Here is a 15840-nt window from a genome sequence, read left to right as displayed (position 1 = left end):
CACAGAACAGGGGTGTTTGCGCCAAGAAAGCCCAATCTTGTGAAACAATTCAGTTTCATATCTGCTCTCGTAAAGACCGAGTAAAAAAGCATAAAATAGAATAAACACCAACGCATATTTTTAAATAGTATTTAAAAACAATATTTGAAGAGTTTGAAAGGAACATATATGAAAAAAAGAAATCCTTCCCCTTTTATCACCGAAATGATGGAAAAATTTCAACAACAGACTGAACAATCCCCCACCAGCCCCCGCCCTCCGCAAGTTTCTCAAAGTTTGCCAAAACCAACTGTACAAAAACGCCCAGAAAATTTATCACACCACCCAAAGGTTGCTCCACCGCCCCCCACACACATGAAAAACCGAGTGCAAACCAGCACAATGCCTCCTAACGCCAAAAACCAAGAGACGCCTCCCCCACAAAAAAAAGTGGCTCCGCCAAAACCTCCGCGTGCAAAAGAGAGACAACAACATAAACCAACAGTTCAAGAGTCCCCCTCCCTACAGACAAAAGTGGCTCCGCCCCCTCCTCCACGCATGAGAGAAAAAACACAAACCGGCACAAAAATCCCCAGCACAAAAATCCAAGAGAACTCCTCTCCGCACACAAAAGCAGCGCCACAAAGACCTCCACGCGAAAAAGATAGGCAACAAAACAAAACAACAGTTCAAGAGTCCCCCTTCCTACAGACAAAAGTAGCTCCGCCCCCTCCTCCACGCATGAGAGAAAAAACACAAACCGGCACAAAAATCCAAAATCCTGAAACACACGAACCAAGTGTTAGACCCAAAACACCATTACATATGAAAGTCAGGCAGCAAAGCAGTTCATCATCACAAGACAGTGGAACATATGCCGTCCCGCCTTCAAGAAAACCGCACCGTATGGAAAACAGAAAACAAAGCGATACTGTCGTCCAAAAACCTTCCTCTCCACACACAGCAATTGAACAACCAAAATCGTCTCACGGACAAAAACCATCTATTAATACAATGGAAAGAGAGCTATTGCTCGTAGCATATCAAGAAGAAATACGATTTTTGTGCGAAAAAGTTTATGGCGACCGGCTTATTTTAAGTGAAAGAATAGAAGCAATCAAAGAAAACCCCGATATGGGAGAACAGCTCTTATGGGATGTTACAGAACAGCCTAAGTCTATTTCTAAGCTTGCTGGTAGAAAAGTTCTTGGCATAAAAAATCATGCGCGCAGAAAAGCTGAAGAAACTCTTCCCACCCTATGTGCTGCCATTAACGGTTATGTGTATACTTCAAAATATACAAAAAGTGAAAATATTTTACAAGGTTCTCACACGGAACAACAACATCAGCGACAAACACACGAGGAAGAGCTAACAAATCAACATTTACAAAATCCGCTCAATTCAGAAAAGAAAATAAAGCCTCTCTCAAATGAGGAAATTGCCCGCAGAGTTCAACAAGATCCATCGGTTCGATATGGTCAAAGAGAGATCGAATATTGGTGCCAAATTGTTTATAATGATCCATTTATTTTGCAATATAACATAGAAGATATGCAAAAAATTCCGGATATAGGAGAAGAGCTTGTATTTCAAATTGAAAACCCTTCTAGATCTTTTGCTCCGCTTGCTGGTAGGCAAGTCCTTGGCATAAAAAATGGAGCACGCAAAGCCGCTGAAGAAAATCTTCCTACCCTGTGTACCGTCATTAAGGATTATGCTGAAACTGTAAAACAGTTAAGAGAAACCATTGTGCAAAACCATCAGGCAGAACAACAACAACGTTATCAACCACCTACCGATCTCGATAAAAAATTACAAAAGCAGCAAAGCTTATCGCAGCCCCCAAAGCTGCCTGAACGCTCAACAGCAAAGCGGCATCAAGAAGTTGCAGAAACTTCTAGACAAGAAGACCAGCCGCATGTTCGACCGCGCAGAGCCGAAACATCAAAGGCAATAGCTTTGTCGTGATAAATCTCCTAATTGTTGGCTTTTTATCCAAAACTTTGGTGCAATTATCTTGCCAAGATTGCACCAAAGACGGTGTATGAAATACAGAAAATTTTGAATAAGACACCCCATTATTTTACAGAATTCATTGATAAAATTTCACGATAATACTTCATAAAAATTACACACTTTAACTTTTTTCCATGATTAACTTGGTTCCATGCGAATAAGGTCAATTTTTTCAATCATTCAAATAGGCATTCTTCTTTGAAGAAAACGCTACGAAAATAATTAAAGGCAAAAAATGTAAAAAAAGCTTTCAAAAAATAATGTTAACCTTTGAAAGGAAATATACATGAAAGAAAACACTAAATATTGTACCTCTTCCACACAGGAAGAATTGCAAGAGCAACACTCTGCAATTAATGCAGCCATTTCAAAGCAAATCAATGAAGAAGCGCAAAATTTTTTCTACCCCAATAGCAAAGTGCTTAAAAATAAATACCGCATCAAAGAGCAAGAAATATTAAAAGAACGCTGTTTTAATGATGTAAAAAAAGAAATGATAAAACTGCACCAAGAACCTCTACCAGAGCAGTTTAATGCCTCTTATCTAAAATACCTTCATCAACGCCTCTTTTCCCGTGCATTTGAATGGGCCGGACAAACACGCGAAGAGCCTTTTACATTTGAAGATGGCACTGTTGCTTCTATGCCCATTTTGAAAAGAAAAGAATTTACAAAACCTTTTGCGATTGGCAGAAAAATACAGGAGGGACTAGAAAAGTTAGATAAAACGCTTGCTGAAAAGAATAATTTACAAGGCTTAACTCGCGAAGAATTCGTTGAACAAGCAGCTGGTATAATGATAGATTTGCACCACTTGCATCCTTTCAGAGAGGGCAATAGGCGCACAAAGAGACTGTTTGTTGAAAAACTCTCTCAAGCAGCAGGACATGAGCTAGACTTTTCTCTTGTGAGCAAAAAACGTAAAGACTTTGTCCGCGCCGCTGCCATGGAACATAGTGATCCAGAGCCTATGAAGCATCTGCTTGAGGATATCTCAAATCCAGAAAAATTGCTCCTCTTACGAGAATTCACCAACTCTATGAGAGAGCTTGGATTGGATGAAAAAAATTATCATCTCGCTGTCGTCGCAAAAGAAGGAGAAACCTATCATGGTACCTACAGAGGCAGTGGACCCAATGGCTTCATGCTTGATGCCAACGGGATTTTCATCTTGGGAAATAAAAAAGATCTCACCCCAGAGCAAATACAGACATTAAAAATCGGTGACCCCCTCTCCTTTACAGCACCAAAAGTTCAAAACCCAGAAAAAACCCAGCAAAAAACATTGCTTCCAGAAGAAAAAAGAGCCACTCTTAAAAACGATGAAATAACTGAAAAAAGCAAAGACAACACATCCATTCAAACAAAAAAAAAGGAAAAATCCCATTTTTCACCATGGATTGCCCCTCATGCTTTACATGACAGCATTGAAGTTATGCCACAAAGTTTGCAAGAACAAGAACAAATGACCAAACCAATTGCTCAATCGGATTCCTCCATGAGGCAAATGCAAAAAGATTTTCAAAAAAACATTTTACAGACCAGTAATACAGCGACAAATGATCCAATATCTGTCAAAATGACAAAGGAAACACGCTCTGATCATCCAGAAATAGAAAAACAGCCCCCAAAAAAAGCAATGGCATACTGGGATACTGGTACAAAAAAAACGGACACCGTCCCTCTCATCTTACAGGAGAAATTATCCTCACCGCCTGAGACCGAAGAAAATAAGACAATATACCGTAATTTCTTTTACCCCAATAGTATCACCTTAAAAAATAAATATGGAATAAAAGACTATAGAAAATTAAAAGTGCAATGTGCCCATGATACAACAAAAGCAATCATTCATCTGCGCCAAGAAGCGCCACCACAAAAAATAACCTCCACATATCTCCAATATATTCATCACACCCTATTTAAAAATACTTTTGAATGGGCAGGACAAACACGCGAAAAACCATTTACATTTGAAGATGGTACCGTTGCTTATATGCCAATGATGAAAAAAGATGGTATTTCTTTTGCCTTAACAAAACAGATACAGGAGGGACTAGACAATTTAGATAAAATACTTGCTGAAACGAATAGCTTAAAAGGCTTAACCCGCGAAACATTTGTTGAACATGTCACTGAAATGTTGATACAGCTCAACTATACGCATCCCTTCAGAGAAGGTAATGGACGCACACAACGAATGTTTTTTGAAAAACTTGGGCAAGTTGCTGGCCACACGCTCGACTTTTCTCTTGTAACAGAAAAACGCATGAATCTTGCCAGTATTGCATCGCTAAAACATAACGATAAGGAAGAGATGAAACATCTGCTTGAGGATATCTCAAATCCAGAAAAAATACTTATTTTAAAAGAATTCATAGACAATATGAAACATATTGGGTTTGAAAATATTCATCATCATCTTATTACAACAGCGAAAGAAGGTCATACCTATAAAGGCTTCTACAGAGGCAGTGGTCCCAATGGCTTCATGCTTGATGCCAACGGGATTTTCATCTTGGGAAATAAAAAGGATCTCACCCCAGAGCAAATACAGACATTAAAAATCGGTGACGCCCTCTCCTTTACAGCACCAAAAGTTCAAAACCAGCAAGAAGTGCTTATCCCCACAGAAACAATAGCCCCCCTTACCAATAATGAAATTGCCACAAGGATAAAAAACAACACATCCATTCAAGCAAGAAGAAAAGAAATCGAAACTTTGTGCCAAATCATTTATGGCAATCGTCATATTTTGCAGGAAAGAATTGAGATGATCCATGAAAATCATACTGAAGGAGAACAGCTCACCTATCAAATTGCCACCTCTCCCCAATCTATTTCTAAGCTTTCTGGTAGCAATGTATTTGGCATAAAAAACAACGCGCGCGCCCATGCTGAAGCAAATATTTTGTCCCTCTGTAGAGCCATTGATTGTTATATCAATATTTTTAAACAAACAGAAAGAGATATTCTCCATACCCATCATGTAAAACAAAGGCGGTGTGAACAGTCGGTAAAAATTCCTGAAGCTTGGATGAAAAATCTCTTTTCCTTGTCAAAAGCACAACAGCAAGAAACTTTATCAAACTCTCCTGAATTAAGGGGAGAGATAAGGACTTATATCAAAAAAATCAATGAGCGCTTATCCTCGAACGAGCATGAGGCTATAAAGGAAAATAATCCTGAAAGACTTGCGAAGAGTCTTGGCACATCAACCGTTAAAGCAAAAGAGATTATGGACATAATCAAGCAAATAAAAGAGATAGAACAGCATATACAACCCATGTATTTTTATAACCATAAATTCGATGAGCGCTTAGCACCAAACCAATATCAATCTATCCAGCATTAATCTATAAAGAAAGACAATGAAAAAAATATTCCAACACTCTTGATAAAGAAGCAATTAAAGTGCAAAAAATGACAGAAAACGTCAATCAGAGTCCTAAAAGACAAGAAAATATTCAACCTCACCAAACAGAGCACGCAAAAGCAATGACAATGAATATCTAAAGGGTCCATAAACTTTAACTTTTTTGCATCTCTGGTAAAAATGATAGTCTTTACCCGCCTGCTTTCATTGGCAAATCAATCGCACCTCAACGGGAATGGAAACCATGAAAGAACAAATTTATCTTATTTCCTCAGATTTTATCCTCATTAACTGTGAAAAGAAACCTGAACAAGCAAAATGAAAGGATCAATCATTTTTGAAAATGATAATTAATCACTTTCATTACCTATAGTGCTAAAAACAGACAAAATGCTGTTGAACGATCACGTCTTCCTATTCTTTTGTTTATGTAATCTCTAAAATGGGAAGGCAGCCTAATTTTGAGAGAATATAAAGCCGTAAAGGTAAAAACCAATCACGAGCTTTGCCATCACCTTTTAGCTTAGCCTTACAACTTTAAAAAACATCTAAAGCACTGTCTTTAAATAATGGAGATTGTACATTGCTTCACGCTTTTATTTTATTTGCGTTCCTTAATAGGGTCATGCCCCTTACATAAAACAGAACGGGTATTTTGGGGGGTGCACTATTCACGACATCACACCATAAAGAGAAATTAACATTATATATCCCTATATGTCCCTTCAAACTGTTATGATGTCGCTCCCATATTTCAGTTTGAAAAAGAAATTTTAATTATTTTATGGCAACAATAAAAAGTGTAATGCAACAGTAAACAAGGAGCATAAAAAAGTCTTCAAGCACCATTGTTGACAGAAAGATAAACACCGTCGTAAAACGCTTACAAAAAGTATCCTTGATTGGGATACAGATCAGATTTTTACGATTTAAAACGGTTTATTTCTCCTATCATCGCTTCTCTTTTACAACGAACCCGATATATCTTTATGACATTGATTAAAAAAATTGCAACAGTTGCTTCCGGAACCCTCATGAGCCGTATTTTTGGCTTCGTACGCGAAATGCTTATGGCAGCAGCCCTAGGAACTGGCCCTGTTTCTGATGCCTTTAACGCTGCTTTTCGTTTTCCCAACACATTTCGTCGTTTTTTTGCTGAAGGTGCCTTTAACGCTGCTTTCATTCCTCTTTTTGCAAAAAAAATCACTGAAGATGGTCAAGAAACAGCATGCAAATTTGCAGAAGAAGTCTTTGGCGTTCTCTTTTCGATGCTCTTACTGTTAACGATTGCGATGGAACTGAGTATGCCTTTTTTGGTACGAACCATTATTGCCCCAGGTTTTACCGAAGATGCAACAAAATTTAACGCTACAATTCACTTTACTGCGATCATGTTTCCCTATTTAACCTGCATGTCGCTTGCTGCCATGATGGGAGGCATGCTTAATGCTCTGCGACGCTATTTTATTGCCGCCATTGCCCCATTATTTTTAAACATTATTCTGATTAGTGTGCTTGCCTATGCTTGGATCTATAAACTTGACGCTTGGCATATCGGCTTAAATCTCTCTTGGGGTGTATTGGCAGCAGGGCTTCTTCAACTCACCTTAATTGCCCTTGCTTTGCGTCAAAGTGGAATGAAAGTTTCCTTCCGACAGCCCCACTTAAGTCCTAATGTTCGCAAGCTATTAACTTTAGCATTCCCAGCAGCCATCACGGGTGGCATCACACAAATCAATTTGCTCATTAATACTAACATTGCTTCTAGTCAATCGGGTGCTGTCTCTTCTTTGATGTACGCTGATCGTCTTTATCAATTGCCTCTAGGCGTAATCGCCATTGCCGTTGCAACCGTTCTTTTACCAGAATTAACACGCGCTTTGCGAAGAAAAAAACACAAAGAAACCCACCATTTACAAAACCGCTCTATTGAATTAACGCTATTGTTAACACTTCCAGCATCCATCGCTTTTTTGCTGCTCTCCACTCCTATTGTCAGTTTGCTCTTTGAGCGAGGACAATTTACCAGTCAATCAACACACCATGTTGCACAATTACTGGAACTTTATGGACTAGGACTTCCAGCTTTTGTTCTCATTAAGGTCTTTATTCCTAATTTTTTTGCCCATGAAGATACCAAAACACCGATGATTTTTACAGGTATTTGCGTTTTCATCAATATCAGTCTCGCCTTAACATTATTTCCTATTCTATCTGCACGAGGCATTGTTATTGCTGAAATTACCTCTGGATGGGTCAACGCCCTGTTGCTTTGGGGTGTCCTTATCAAACGCGGTTATTGGAAATACGACTTCCAACTGATAAAGCGAATATTATGTCTCATGATAGCAACCCTTTTGAGTGCACTAGCCCTCTATTACGGATTGAATGTGTTTGGTTTTTTATCTTTTCCTTTATCTTCACAAGCATCCTTTTTCTTGCGCGCCAGCACCTTAGCTGGGATCATGCTTGGCATATTCTTGATCTATTTTTGTGCCTATTTTTTATTCAACACCCATTCCTTTTTTCACACGCTTAAAAATTTGAAAAAACGCTCATAATATCTATACTTTGTCAAAAACAATAAAACAAATAACCTTAATTGAAGAAAGAGCACTCCTATGGATACCTTCACACCACTTGTCTTTTCCGGCGTACAACCGAGTGGTCATTTACATCTTGGCAATTATCTTGGAGCCATTCAGCGTTGGGTTGAACTGCAAAACTCTCATCACTGCCTCTATTGTGTTGTGGATATGCATGCGCTCACAATCAACCCAGATCCCCTTACTTTACGCGAATCCACCAGAACAGTGACAGCAGCCTTTTTAGCTTGCGGTATTGATCCTCAAAAACACATTATTTTTAACCAATCACGTGTTTTTCAACATGCTGAACTCGCCTGGATTTTTAATTGTATTGCCCGTATCGGCTGGCTTCAACGCATGACACAATTTAAAGATAAAGCAGGCAAAGATCGCGAAAAAGCATCCATCGGGCTTTTTGCCTATCCCACTTTGATGGCTGCTGATATTTTAGTCTATCGTGCAACGCATGTTCCAGTAGGCGAAGATCAAAAACAGCATGTTGAACTCACACGCGATATTGCACAAAAATTTAACAACGACTATGCACAGCGTATTGCCGAATTAAATTTTGGTATCTCGATGAAAACGGATGAAGAAAAAAGACAAGGCTTCTTTCCCCTCCCAGAGGCGCTTATTGGAACAACAGCCACACGCGTTATGTCTTTACGCGATGGGACGAAAAAAATGTCAAAATCGGATCCTTCAGATTTTTCACGCATTAATTTGACCGATGATGCTGATCTTATCGCAAAAAAAATACGCAAAGCCAAAACGGATTCGGCCCCTCTTCCCGATACCCTTACCGCTTTAAAAGAACGACCAGAAGTGGACAACCTGCTTGGTATTTATGCCGCCTTTTCCAAAGTTAGCAAAGAAAAGCTTCTCTTAGAATTTTCTGGTCAACAATTTTCGCATTTTAAAACAGCTCTAGCCGACCTTGTTGTCCATAAGCTTGCCCCTATAACAGAAGAATTACGTCGACTGCATCAAGAAAGTGATTATATTGACTCTGTTTTGCATGATGGCGCAGAACGTGCTAGTATGCTCGCAGAAGAAAATATGAAAAAAATTCGTGAAATTATTGGATTTTTGCACGACACATAAAGATAATAAAACTAAAAACTGTAGAGAGCAAAAAATCGTTTGTACAAAATTAGAGAAAGTGCATGATTTCCAAACCCAAAAATCCGAAAAAAGAACCCAAGAAAAAAAACTTAGTCATTATCGATGAAACACCAGAGTGTCGGCGTGCCGTTGCGTTTGCTGCACAGCATGCCCAAAATACCAGTAGAACATTGGTATTACTTTGTGTCGTTGATAGTGTAGAATTTCAACATTTTCTGGGTGTAAACAATGTTATGCGCACAGAATCAACGCAAAGTGCTCATAAAATACTAGGAGACATTGCCAGTGAAGTCCGCACCACCCATGCGCTTGAAACAGAAATAGTGGTGCGTGAAGGAAAAAAAATTGATGAGATTTCCAAACTGATCGACGAAGATAAAAGGATTGCACTCATTGTTTTAGCAGCCAGTGGACATACAGAAGGACCAGGACCCCTTGTTCAATTAATCGGAAATAAAGGGACAGCTTTTTCAATCCCTGTCATTGTTATTCCTAGCAATCTTGCCGATGAAGATATTAGATCTATTGCCTAAAAAATATAATATTCTACAATGGAAGATCTTCCCAATCCTTCATTATAAAAGGAGAGTTTATGTTTATTCAAACTGAAACCACCCCAAACCCTGCAACACTTAAATTCCTGCCAGGACGCGTGGTTCTTTCTGAGGGCGTATTAGAATTTCGTGACCCTGAAGAAGCAGCTAAAAACTCACCTTTGGCGGCTAAGCTGTTTAATATTCCCAATATCAATGGTGTTTTTTTAGGCTATGATTTTATCACCGTAAGTAAAAAAGAAGGGGAATGGCAACATCTCAAGCCCGTCATTTTAGGCACAATCATGGAACATTTTCTATCCAACGAGCCAGTGATCACCACCAACGCTACAACACAAGCACAAATCCATGCCCTTAACGAAGAATTTTATGACGAAAAAGATGCTGATATTGTCTTAACCATTAAAGAGCTGCTTGAAACGCGTATCCGCCCAGCAGTTGCCAATGATGGTGGAGACATTACTTTTTGCGGATTTGAAAATGGTATTGTTTATCTCAATATGCGGGGCTCCTGCGCTGGATGTCCCTCTTCAACGGCAACCCTCAAACATGGTATTGAGAATCTTTTACGCCATTTTATCCCTGAGGTCTTAGGCGTTGAAGCCATGCCACAATAAATATTGACCTCAATAGATAAAATAACCACACCAATTGCCCCTCTTCAACAGCGCTCAAACATGGAGTGCAAAAATCTTACGTCATTTTATTCCTGAAACTTTAAAAGTAAGCTATGCAGCCATAAAAATATAGTACTGTTAAAAAATCTGTCTAATAATGATACCTTCACTCATCTTTCACCTCCACATATGCCTTAAAAAGGTTTCAAAGCCCCTTTTAAGAAGCATAAGTTGTTTCAACAAACCAATAATGACGTCCGCAGAAGTACAAAGCATGGGCATGTACTTTAAATTTATTTTGTTTCATAATCTTGTCATACAATTTTAACCAAGAAAACACGACCCGTTACAAAAAAAGAAAATCCAAAAAGAAAACATTGTAAGATAGAGTGCCCATTTGCTCCATCTTTCTCAGTTCTCCCAACAATAAATCACGCAAAATACTTCTTGTAGCAGCCAATCGACAAAGATCACATTTTGCAACTTGCAATGAGAATTCTGACATTCTTCTTATTTCAATTCTGTTTTTATTACATCAATCAAAATCGTCCGCTTACACAGCACAAACTGGATAATAACAAAAACTATTTTTAATAGCTCTTATGCACACTTTTTACTAAGGGACTGTTGCAACACTAAGAGCTGGAAAATGCATAACCGTACGACCTTATCAAGATCATACCGTCCTTTTTCCATTCTTAAAATCAAGAATTCCCCCTCTATCATTTTCAATCTCATTTCCATAAATATGACGCAAACGGTGTAACTACCTGTAAAAAATAAATACATTGAAGCTAGATCTATTATGGTTGTTTGAGAAATTATCTGATAAAATAATGAGAATATTCCTTCAATTCAGCAGGAATAAGTTTGTCTGCTTTACCGCGTTATTGTTCTCATAAAGCACATACTTTTACTGTTGCATGTAAGGCAACATCCAACTTCACCTATAACCGCATATTAAAAGAAAAGACAGAGTCACTATTCCTCTGCGATACATGGCTTTGCAATAAAGGAAAATATATTGCCTCTATCTGATTGGTGTAATATATCAAACAAGAAAAGAAGCCCATTCGAGAAGAGTGTAAAAATAAAAAACCAACGAAATGCAAAAACAATTGCAAGGGGATAAATGCCTAAACTTTTTTCACAAACTCCGACTTTAAACTCATCTGACCAATCCCAGGAATTTTGCAATCAATGTTATGATCCCCATCCACCAAGCGAATATTCTTTACCTTAGTACCACCTTTTAAAACAGATGAAGCGCCTTTTACTTTCAGATCTTTTATCACCATAACGGTATCTCCGTTTGTTAAAATCTGACCATTAGCATCATAAACAGTATCGGAAAGAACAGTATCATCGTTTTTTTGTGGCCATTCATGTGCGCATTCAGGACACACAAAATTTTCACCATCTTCATAAGTATAAAGACAATCACAACGAGGACATTTTGGATATTGGGTCATAAATTCCCCTTTTAAAAGAAAAATCATTCATTATGACTGGTCATAAAGCAAGAAGTGCTTATTGTCCATTATTTTAGAAAAACATTTCCCTTTGTTTCAACCTCATCTGCCAACCGTGTTCATGAATGCTATTATCACATACCATACATGAGTTTATAAAAATGATTGATCATTATATAACTTAAATGAGCCGCCTACATATCATAAAATTTACTCACTTCATTCTCTCTAATAAATTAATCAAAATCATTTTCTTATACATCACCAATGCAATTAACGAATGGATAAAAAACAATTAGAAAAGGAACCTCTCTGCATAAAACGCTCTCAAAGAGCTAAAAACTAAGAAACAAGAAAATGATATCCTCAACTTGACCTTTTATTTAAGTAAAGATAACAGTCATAATGTTAGAGAACTGACTGATTTATGATCATAGTTAATGGTTTTGTATATTGAATGAGAGCCAATAAATAAGCTGAGATTCTCTCACCCCCTTTTACATTGAATCAACCAAAGTCTTTTGCTTGCAGGTTACAAGTAGGAAGAGCCATGTAAAACGATTATTCAAAATACTAAATATTTTCAAATATAAGAGCCAACATTGAAAACGAGCAAAGTGAATGATGATGCTGGTCTTACTCTCTCATAAGCATAAAAACGGTGCTGCTCAATGGATGTCCGGTTATCCCTTTCAAAAGTGACACACATAAGATGCGTTTTTAGTGTTTTGAGAAAGACGCTTCTTTAAGACAAACATATGAAATGTACAACAATGATAGTATTTTGTTTTGCATGAGGAACATCTCCCCTATTAAACAAACATTTCCATCAAACCATCAGAAACCATTGGACATAAATTCCCCGATTATGCCTGATTATAATTACCTACAGCATTCGGTTTTAAGAAGCCCGCAGTTTTAGGAATCCGATTGATATGTAAAGGAGGAAAAAACAAAGCGAACTTGAAAATGGAGGATCTGCCTTATGGCCAATAAAATCACGCCCCTAAAATCATACATCATGCGATCAATCATCATACCTTTACAAAAAAACATTCCAATGATCTTAGGTGATAAGATCAGGGCGATCTCGCCCCAATGCTTGTTGTATGTTTAATAGTTTTAGTGCCACCTGTTGCAAAGGTTGGAGAACTTCTTGCGGATTAAAATTGTGTTTGCGCGGATCACTTTCATACTGTTCAAAATAAAGTCGTAAAGTAGCACCTAGCGTCCCTGTTCCCGACAACCGGACCACCAACCGTGCTCCATTCTCGAAAAAAATACGTATACCTTGCCGCGTGCTAACGCTCTGATCAACAGGATCATGATATGTAAAATCATCTGCTTTTTTGACGTAAAATCCAGCAATTCCAGTTCCTGCATGTGGTAAGTGCGCACGCAAATGTTCTATAAGTTCCAAAGCTTTATCTGCTTCGACTTCTTCATAATCATGCCGTAACGTGTAAAAACGCCCATAGGTGTACCAATGCTGTTGAACAATTTGTGCAACAGTTTTTTCTGTTACCGCTAAAAGATTTAACCAAAATAAGATAGCCCATAAACCATCTTTTTCGCGGATGTGATGAGAGCCAGTTCCAAAGCTTTCTTCACCACAAAAAGTTACTTTCTCCGCATCCAAAAGGTTTCCAAAAAACTTCCATCCCGTTGGCGTTTCAAAAAAGTTTAATCCTTTTTTAGCAGCAACCAGATCAGCAGCACGCCCCGTCGGCATAGAACGTGCTATCCCCACAACACCTTTTCGATATCCTTTAATGAGGTGTGCATGTTCAGCCATAATAGCCAAAGAATCTGAAGGCGAGACAAATTGTTGACGACCAATAATGAGGTTACGATCTCCGTCACCATCAGAGGCTGCGCCAAGATCTGGTCCTTGCTCTGACATCAATAAATCATAAAGAGCCTTAGCATAAACCAAATTGGGATCCGGATGACCGCCTCCAAAATCTGGCAAAGGAATACCATTAACCACCGTTCCTTCAGAAAATCCTAAGCATTTTTCAAAAATTTCATGGGCATAAGGCCCTGTTACCGCATGCATGGCATCAAATCGTAAAGTAAGACCTCGAGCAACGGCCTTGGCAATACAGTCAAAATCAAAAAGCTCCTGCATCAAAGCAACATAATCAGCGACAGGATCAATAATATCAATCCGCATGGCTCCCATAAAGATCGTACCTTGCCTATCTAAATCAATATCTGGTGCTTCAAGAATTTTATAAAAGGAAAGACGTTGCGATGTTGCAAAAATAGCATCACATAAAGAATTAGGAGCAGGTCCACCATTAGAAACATTGTATTTGATACCACAATCTCCCTCTGGACCACTAGGATTATGGCTTGCAGAAAGAATAAGTCCACCATGGGCATGAGTTTTACGAATAAGATGCGAAACAGCAGGTGTAGAAAGAATACCGCCCCTTCCCATTTTAACACAAGAAACACCATGCGCCGCTGCCATCTTCAACACAATCTGAAGGAGAGTACGATTAAAAGTGCGCCCATCCCCCCCAAGAATCAACATTTTTCCTTCAAGAGGCCCAATGTTATCAAAAAGAGACTGTATAAAGTTTTCTACATAATGAGGTTGTTGAAAAACAGATACTTTTTTTCGCAAACCAGACGTTCCCAGTTTTTGCCCCTCAAAAGCCTTAGTCAAAACTGTTTTTATGATCATGTAAATACCTTCATATTCTTTCCTTTAATTTTAAGGTGAAGAGTATCCAAAGTCGACCATTAATTCTACTTGACGGAAGTGTGAAATATTTGCACACTCGTTAGAAATAAGAATTCTTAAAGAATCCCTTTTATTTAAACCGTTCTTTCCGATATGCTTTTAAAAACAAAGGCTGTTTTAAAACGAAATTTTTGTAAAAAATATAGGAGCATCCTTATGATGAAAAAAACTGTTCCCAATGTAACATTCCATACACGTGTCCGAGATGAAGTGGGTGAAAATAATTCTTATCGGTGGCAAGAAGTTAACAGCGATGCTTACTTTAAAGGAAAGCGTGTTATTCTTTTTTCTCTTCCTGGAGCTTTTACCCCTACTTGCTCAACTTTTCAGCTGCCTGACTTTGAAAAACTCTATGATGAATTTAAACAAGCGGGTATTGATGAAATTTATTGCCTTTCCGTCAATGATGCTTTTGTCATGAATGCTTGGGGAAAAACACAAAATATCAAAAACGTGAAATTAATTCCTGATGGTTCTGGTGAATTCACACGCAAAATGGGTATGCTGGTTGCAAAAGACAATGTTGGTTTCGGCATGCGATCATGGCGCTATGCTGCCGTTATTAATGATGGTGTGGTTGAGCAATGGTTTGAAGAAGCAGGTTTTTCAGATAATTGTGCAACAGATCCTTACGAAGTTTCTTCACCACAAAATGTTTTAAAAGCTTTGAAAGGCTAATTCCGCCCCCCAAATCGTCCATTTAAACAAAATTTAACGACACAAATTTCCTTAGTAAAGAAAATTTGTGTCGTTTGTATTTTTTGAAACATCTATTTGTCAAAGCAGACATTATAAATTGGTTGTGCGTTTTCGGTGAGAAAATATTCCAGCAATAATTTTTTAATAGGTATTTCACGTTTTAACTGCTTTGAAAAAACTTGAAAAATTTCCAGTAAAAAATCTAAACCAATTATAGTGCTAAAAGAATAAAAAGCTAAAAACTGTTGCACGCTATCAAAAGATGAGGATGCAATTGCGAAATACGCAAATTCACGCAAAACTCTCTCAGAAACATCAAGGGCTAACGTATCAATGAAATATGCAAGATCAATGCTAAATTTCTCCTATTGAGAAAAACTTTGTGTCAAACAATAATTTGATTTATAAAGATAATTTATAATTCTTCATGTCGAACGAGAGGCACTGAATATCATAAGATTGTTTTATTTTATCCCTTCTTATATTGAATCTCTTAAAACTATTTTCTTGCTCATCAGCACGTGATGATTGGCATATGAATAAACGATTAAAAAGAGTAAAAATGCGTCTCGTAAACGCTCTAAAATACAAAAGCTATGAACATCATTACTACAAGGTTCACAAAAGCATCAAGAAAGAAAATATGGCATAAAAAC

At 37.9% G+C, this 15840-nt stretch carries 9 protein-coding genes and 2 pseudogenes; 7 read left to right on the top strand and 4 right to left on the bottom strand.

From position 1 onward, the window contains the following. Window positions 1-168 precede the first annotated feature (168 nt). Both ACFIKO_RS06480 and ACFIKO_RS06475 read left to right on the top strand, forming a co-directional pair. Entirely contained in the window at window positions 169-1950 is a 1782-nt protein-coding gene (locus ACFIKO_RS06480) for a BID domain-containing T4SS effector (RefSeq protein WP_375673553.1), read from the top strand. Between the two features lie 334 nt (window positions 1951-2284). Next, window positions 2285-5514 (top strand): annotated as a pseudogene (locus tag ACFIKO_RS06475) (BID domain-containing T4SS effector). Window positions 5515-5803: 289 nt separating this feature from the next. Here ACFIKO_RS06475 and ACFIKO_RS06470 read toward each other — a convergent pair. Continuing rightward, window positions 5804-6023, bottom strand: a pseudogene (locus tag ACFIKO_RS06470) (integrase); the annotation flags it as partial. A 340-nt stretch (window positions 6024-6363) separates the two neighbouring features. Between ACFIKO_RS06470 and murJ the strand changes: the two are divergent. From murJ to ACFIKO_RS06450, 4 genes are all read left to right on the top strand, one after another. Beyond that, window positions 6364-7935, top strand: a complete 1572-nt coding sequence (gene murJ, locus ACFIKO_RS06465) for a murein biosynthesis integral membrane protein MurJ (RefSeq protein WP_375620177.1) — start codon at window positions 6364-6366, stop codon at window positions 7933-7935. A 60-nt stretch (window positions 7936-7995) separates the two neighbouring features. Then, window positions 7996-9066 (top strand): tryptophan--tRNA ligase, encoded by a 1071-nt coding sequence (gene trpS / locus ACFIKO_RS06460; RefSeq protein ID WP_375673552.1) that lies wholly within the window; start codon window positions 7996-7998, stop codon window positions 9064-9066. Between the two features lie 62 nt (window positions 9067-9128). Then, window positions 9129-9620: a universal stress protein gene (locus ACFIKO_RS06455; RefSeq protein ID WP_273788325.1), complete on the top strand. Its 492-nt coding sequence runs from the start codon at window positions 9129-9131 to the stop codon at window positions 9618-9620. Between the two features lie 59 nt (window positions 9621-9679). Beyond that, window positions 9680-10258: a NifU family protein gene (locus tag ACFIKO_RS06450; protein WP_375673551.1), complete on the top strand. Its 579-nt coding sequence runs from the start codon at window positions 9680-9682 to the stop codon at window positions 10256-10258. Between the two features lie 1136 nt (window positions 10259-11394). Here ACFIKO_RS06450 and ACFIKO_RS06445 read toward each other — a convergent pair. Together ACFIKO_RS06445 and ACFIKO_RS06440 are read right to left on the bottom strand one after the other, a co-directional pair. Continuing rightward, window positions 11395-11730, bottom strand: coding sequence for a zinc ribbon domain-containing protein YjdM (locus ACFIKO_RS06445; RefSeq protein WP_015856728.1), 336 nt, complete (start codon window positions 11728-11730; stop codon window positions 11395-11397). 1066 nt (window positions 11731-12796) lie between these two features. Next, a complete protein-coding gene (locus tag ACFIKO_RS06440; RefSeq protein WP_375673550.1) occupies window positions 12797-14425 on the bottom strand; it encodes an alpha-D-glucose phosphate-specific phosphoglucomutase in 1629 nt (542 codons plus the stop codon). Between the two features lie 216 nt (window positions 14426-14641). Here ACFIKO_RS06440 and ACFIKO_RS06435 point away from each other — a divergent pair, with 216 nt between their 5' ends. After that, on the top strand, window positions 14642-15163 hold the full coding sequence (locus tag ACFIKO_RS06435) for a peroxiredoxin (RefSeq protein WP_375673549.1): 522 nt from the start codon (window positions 14642-14644) through the stop codon (window positions 15161-15163). Window positions 15164-15255: 92 nt separating this feature from the next. On the opposite strand, the gene ACFIKO_RS06430 is transcribed toward ACFIKO_RS06435, so the two are convergent. Beyond that, a complete protein-coding gene (locus ACFIKO_RS06430; protein WP_375673548.1) occupies window positions 15256-15483 on the bottom strand; it encodes a hypothetical protein in 228 nt (75 codons plus the stop codon). Window positions 15484-15840 lie beyond the last annotated feature (357 nt).

The sequence above is a fragment of the Bartonella sp. TS82HLJMH genome, from assembly GCF_042193495.1.
In the GTDB taxonomy this organism is placed as follows: domain Bacteria; phylum Pseudomonadota; class Alphaproteobacteria; order Rhizobiales; family Rhizobiaceae; genus Bartonella; species Bartonella grahamii.
The sequence above is the reverse complement of the archived record's forward strand: the minus strand, read 5'-3'. Positions and strand labels throughout refer to the sequence as shown.

What these genes read in the sequence shown, in the direction of transcription:
- ACFIKO_RS06450 (WP_375673551.1), top strand. Translation starts at nt 9,680, where the DNA reads ATGTTTATTCAAACTGAAACCACCCCAAACCCTGCAACACTTAAATTC.
- ACFIKO_RS06440 (WP_375673550.1), bottom strand. Translation starts at nt 14,425, where the DNA reads ATGATCATAAAAACAGTTTTGACTAAGGCTTTTGAGGGGCAAAAACTG.
- ACFIKO_RS06480 (WP_375673553.1), top strand. Translation starts at nt 169, where the DNA reads ATGAAAAAAAGAAATCCTTCCCCTTTTATCACCGAAATGATGGAAAAA.
- ACFIKO_RS06435 (WP_375673549.1), top strand. Translation starts at nt 14,642, where the DNA reads ATGATGAAAAAAACTGTTCCCAATGTAACATTCCATACACGTGTCCGA.
- ACFIKO_RS06455 (WP_273788325.1), top strand. Translation starts at nt 9,129, where the DNA reads ATGATTTCCAAACCCAAAAATCCGAAAAAAGAACCCAAGAAAAAAAAC.
- ACFIKO_RS06445 (WP_015856728.1), bottom strand. Translation starts at nt 11,730, where the DNA reads ATGACCCAATATCCAAAATGTCCTCGTTGTGATTGTCTTTATACTTAT.
- murJ (WP_375620177.1), top strand. Translation starts at nt 6,364, where the DNA reads ATGACATTGATTAAAAAAATTGCAACAGTTGCTTCCGGAACCCTCATG.
- trpS (WP_375673552.1), top strand. Translation starts at nt 7,996, where the DNA reads ATGGATACCTTCACACCACTTGTCTTTTCCGGCGTACAACCGAGTGGT.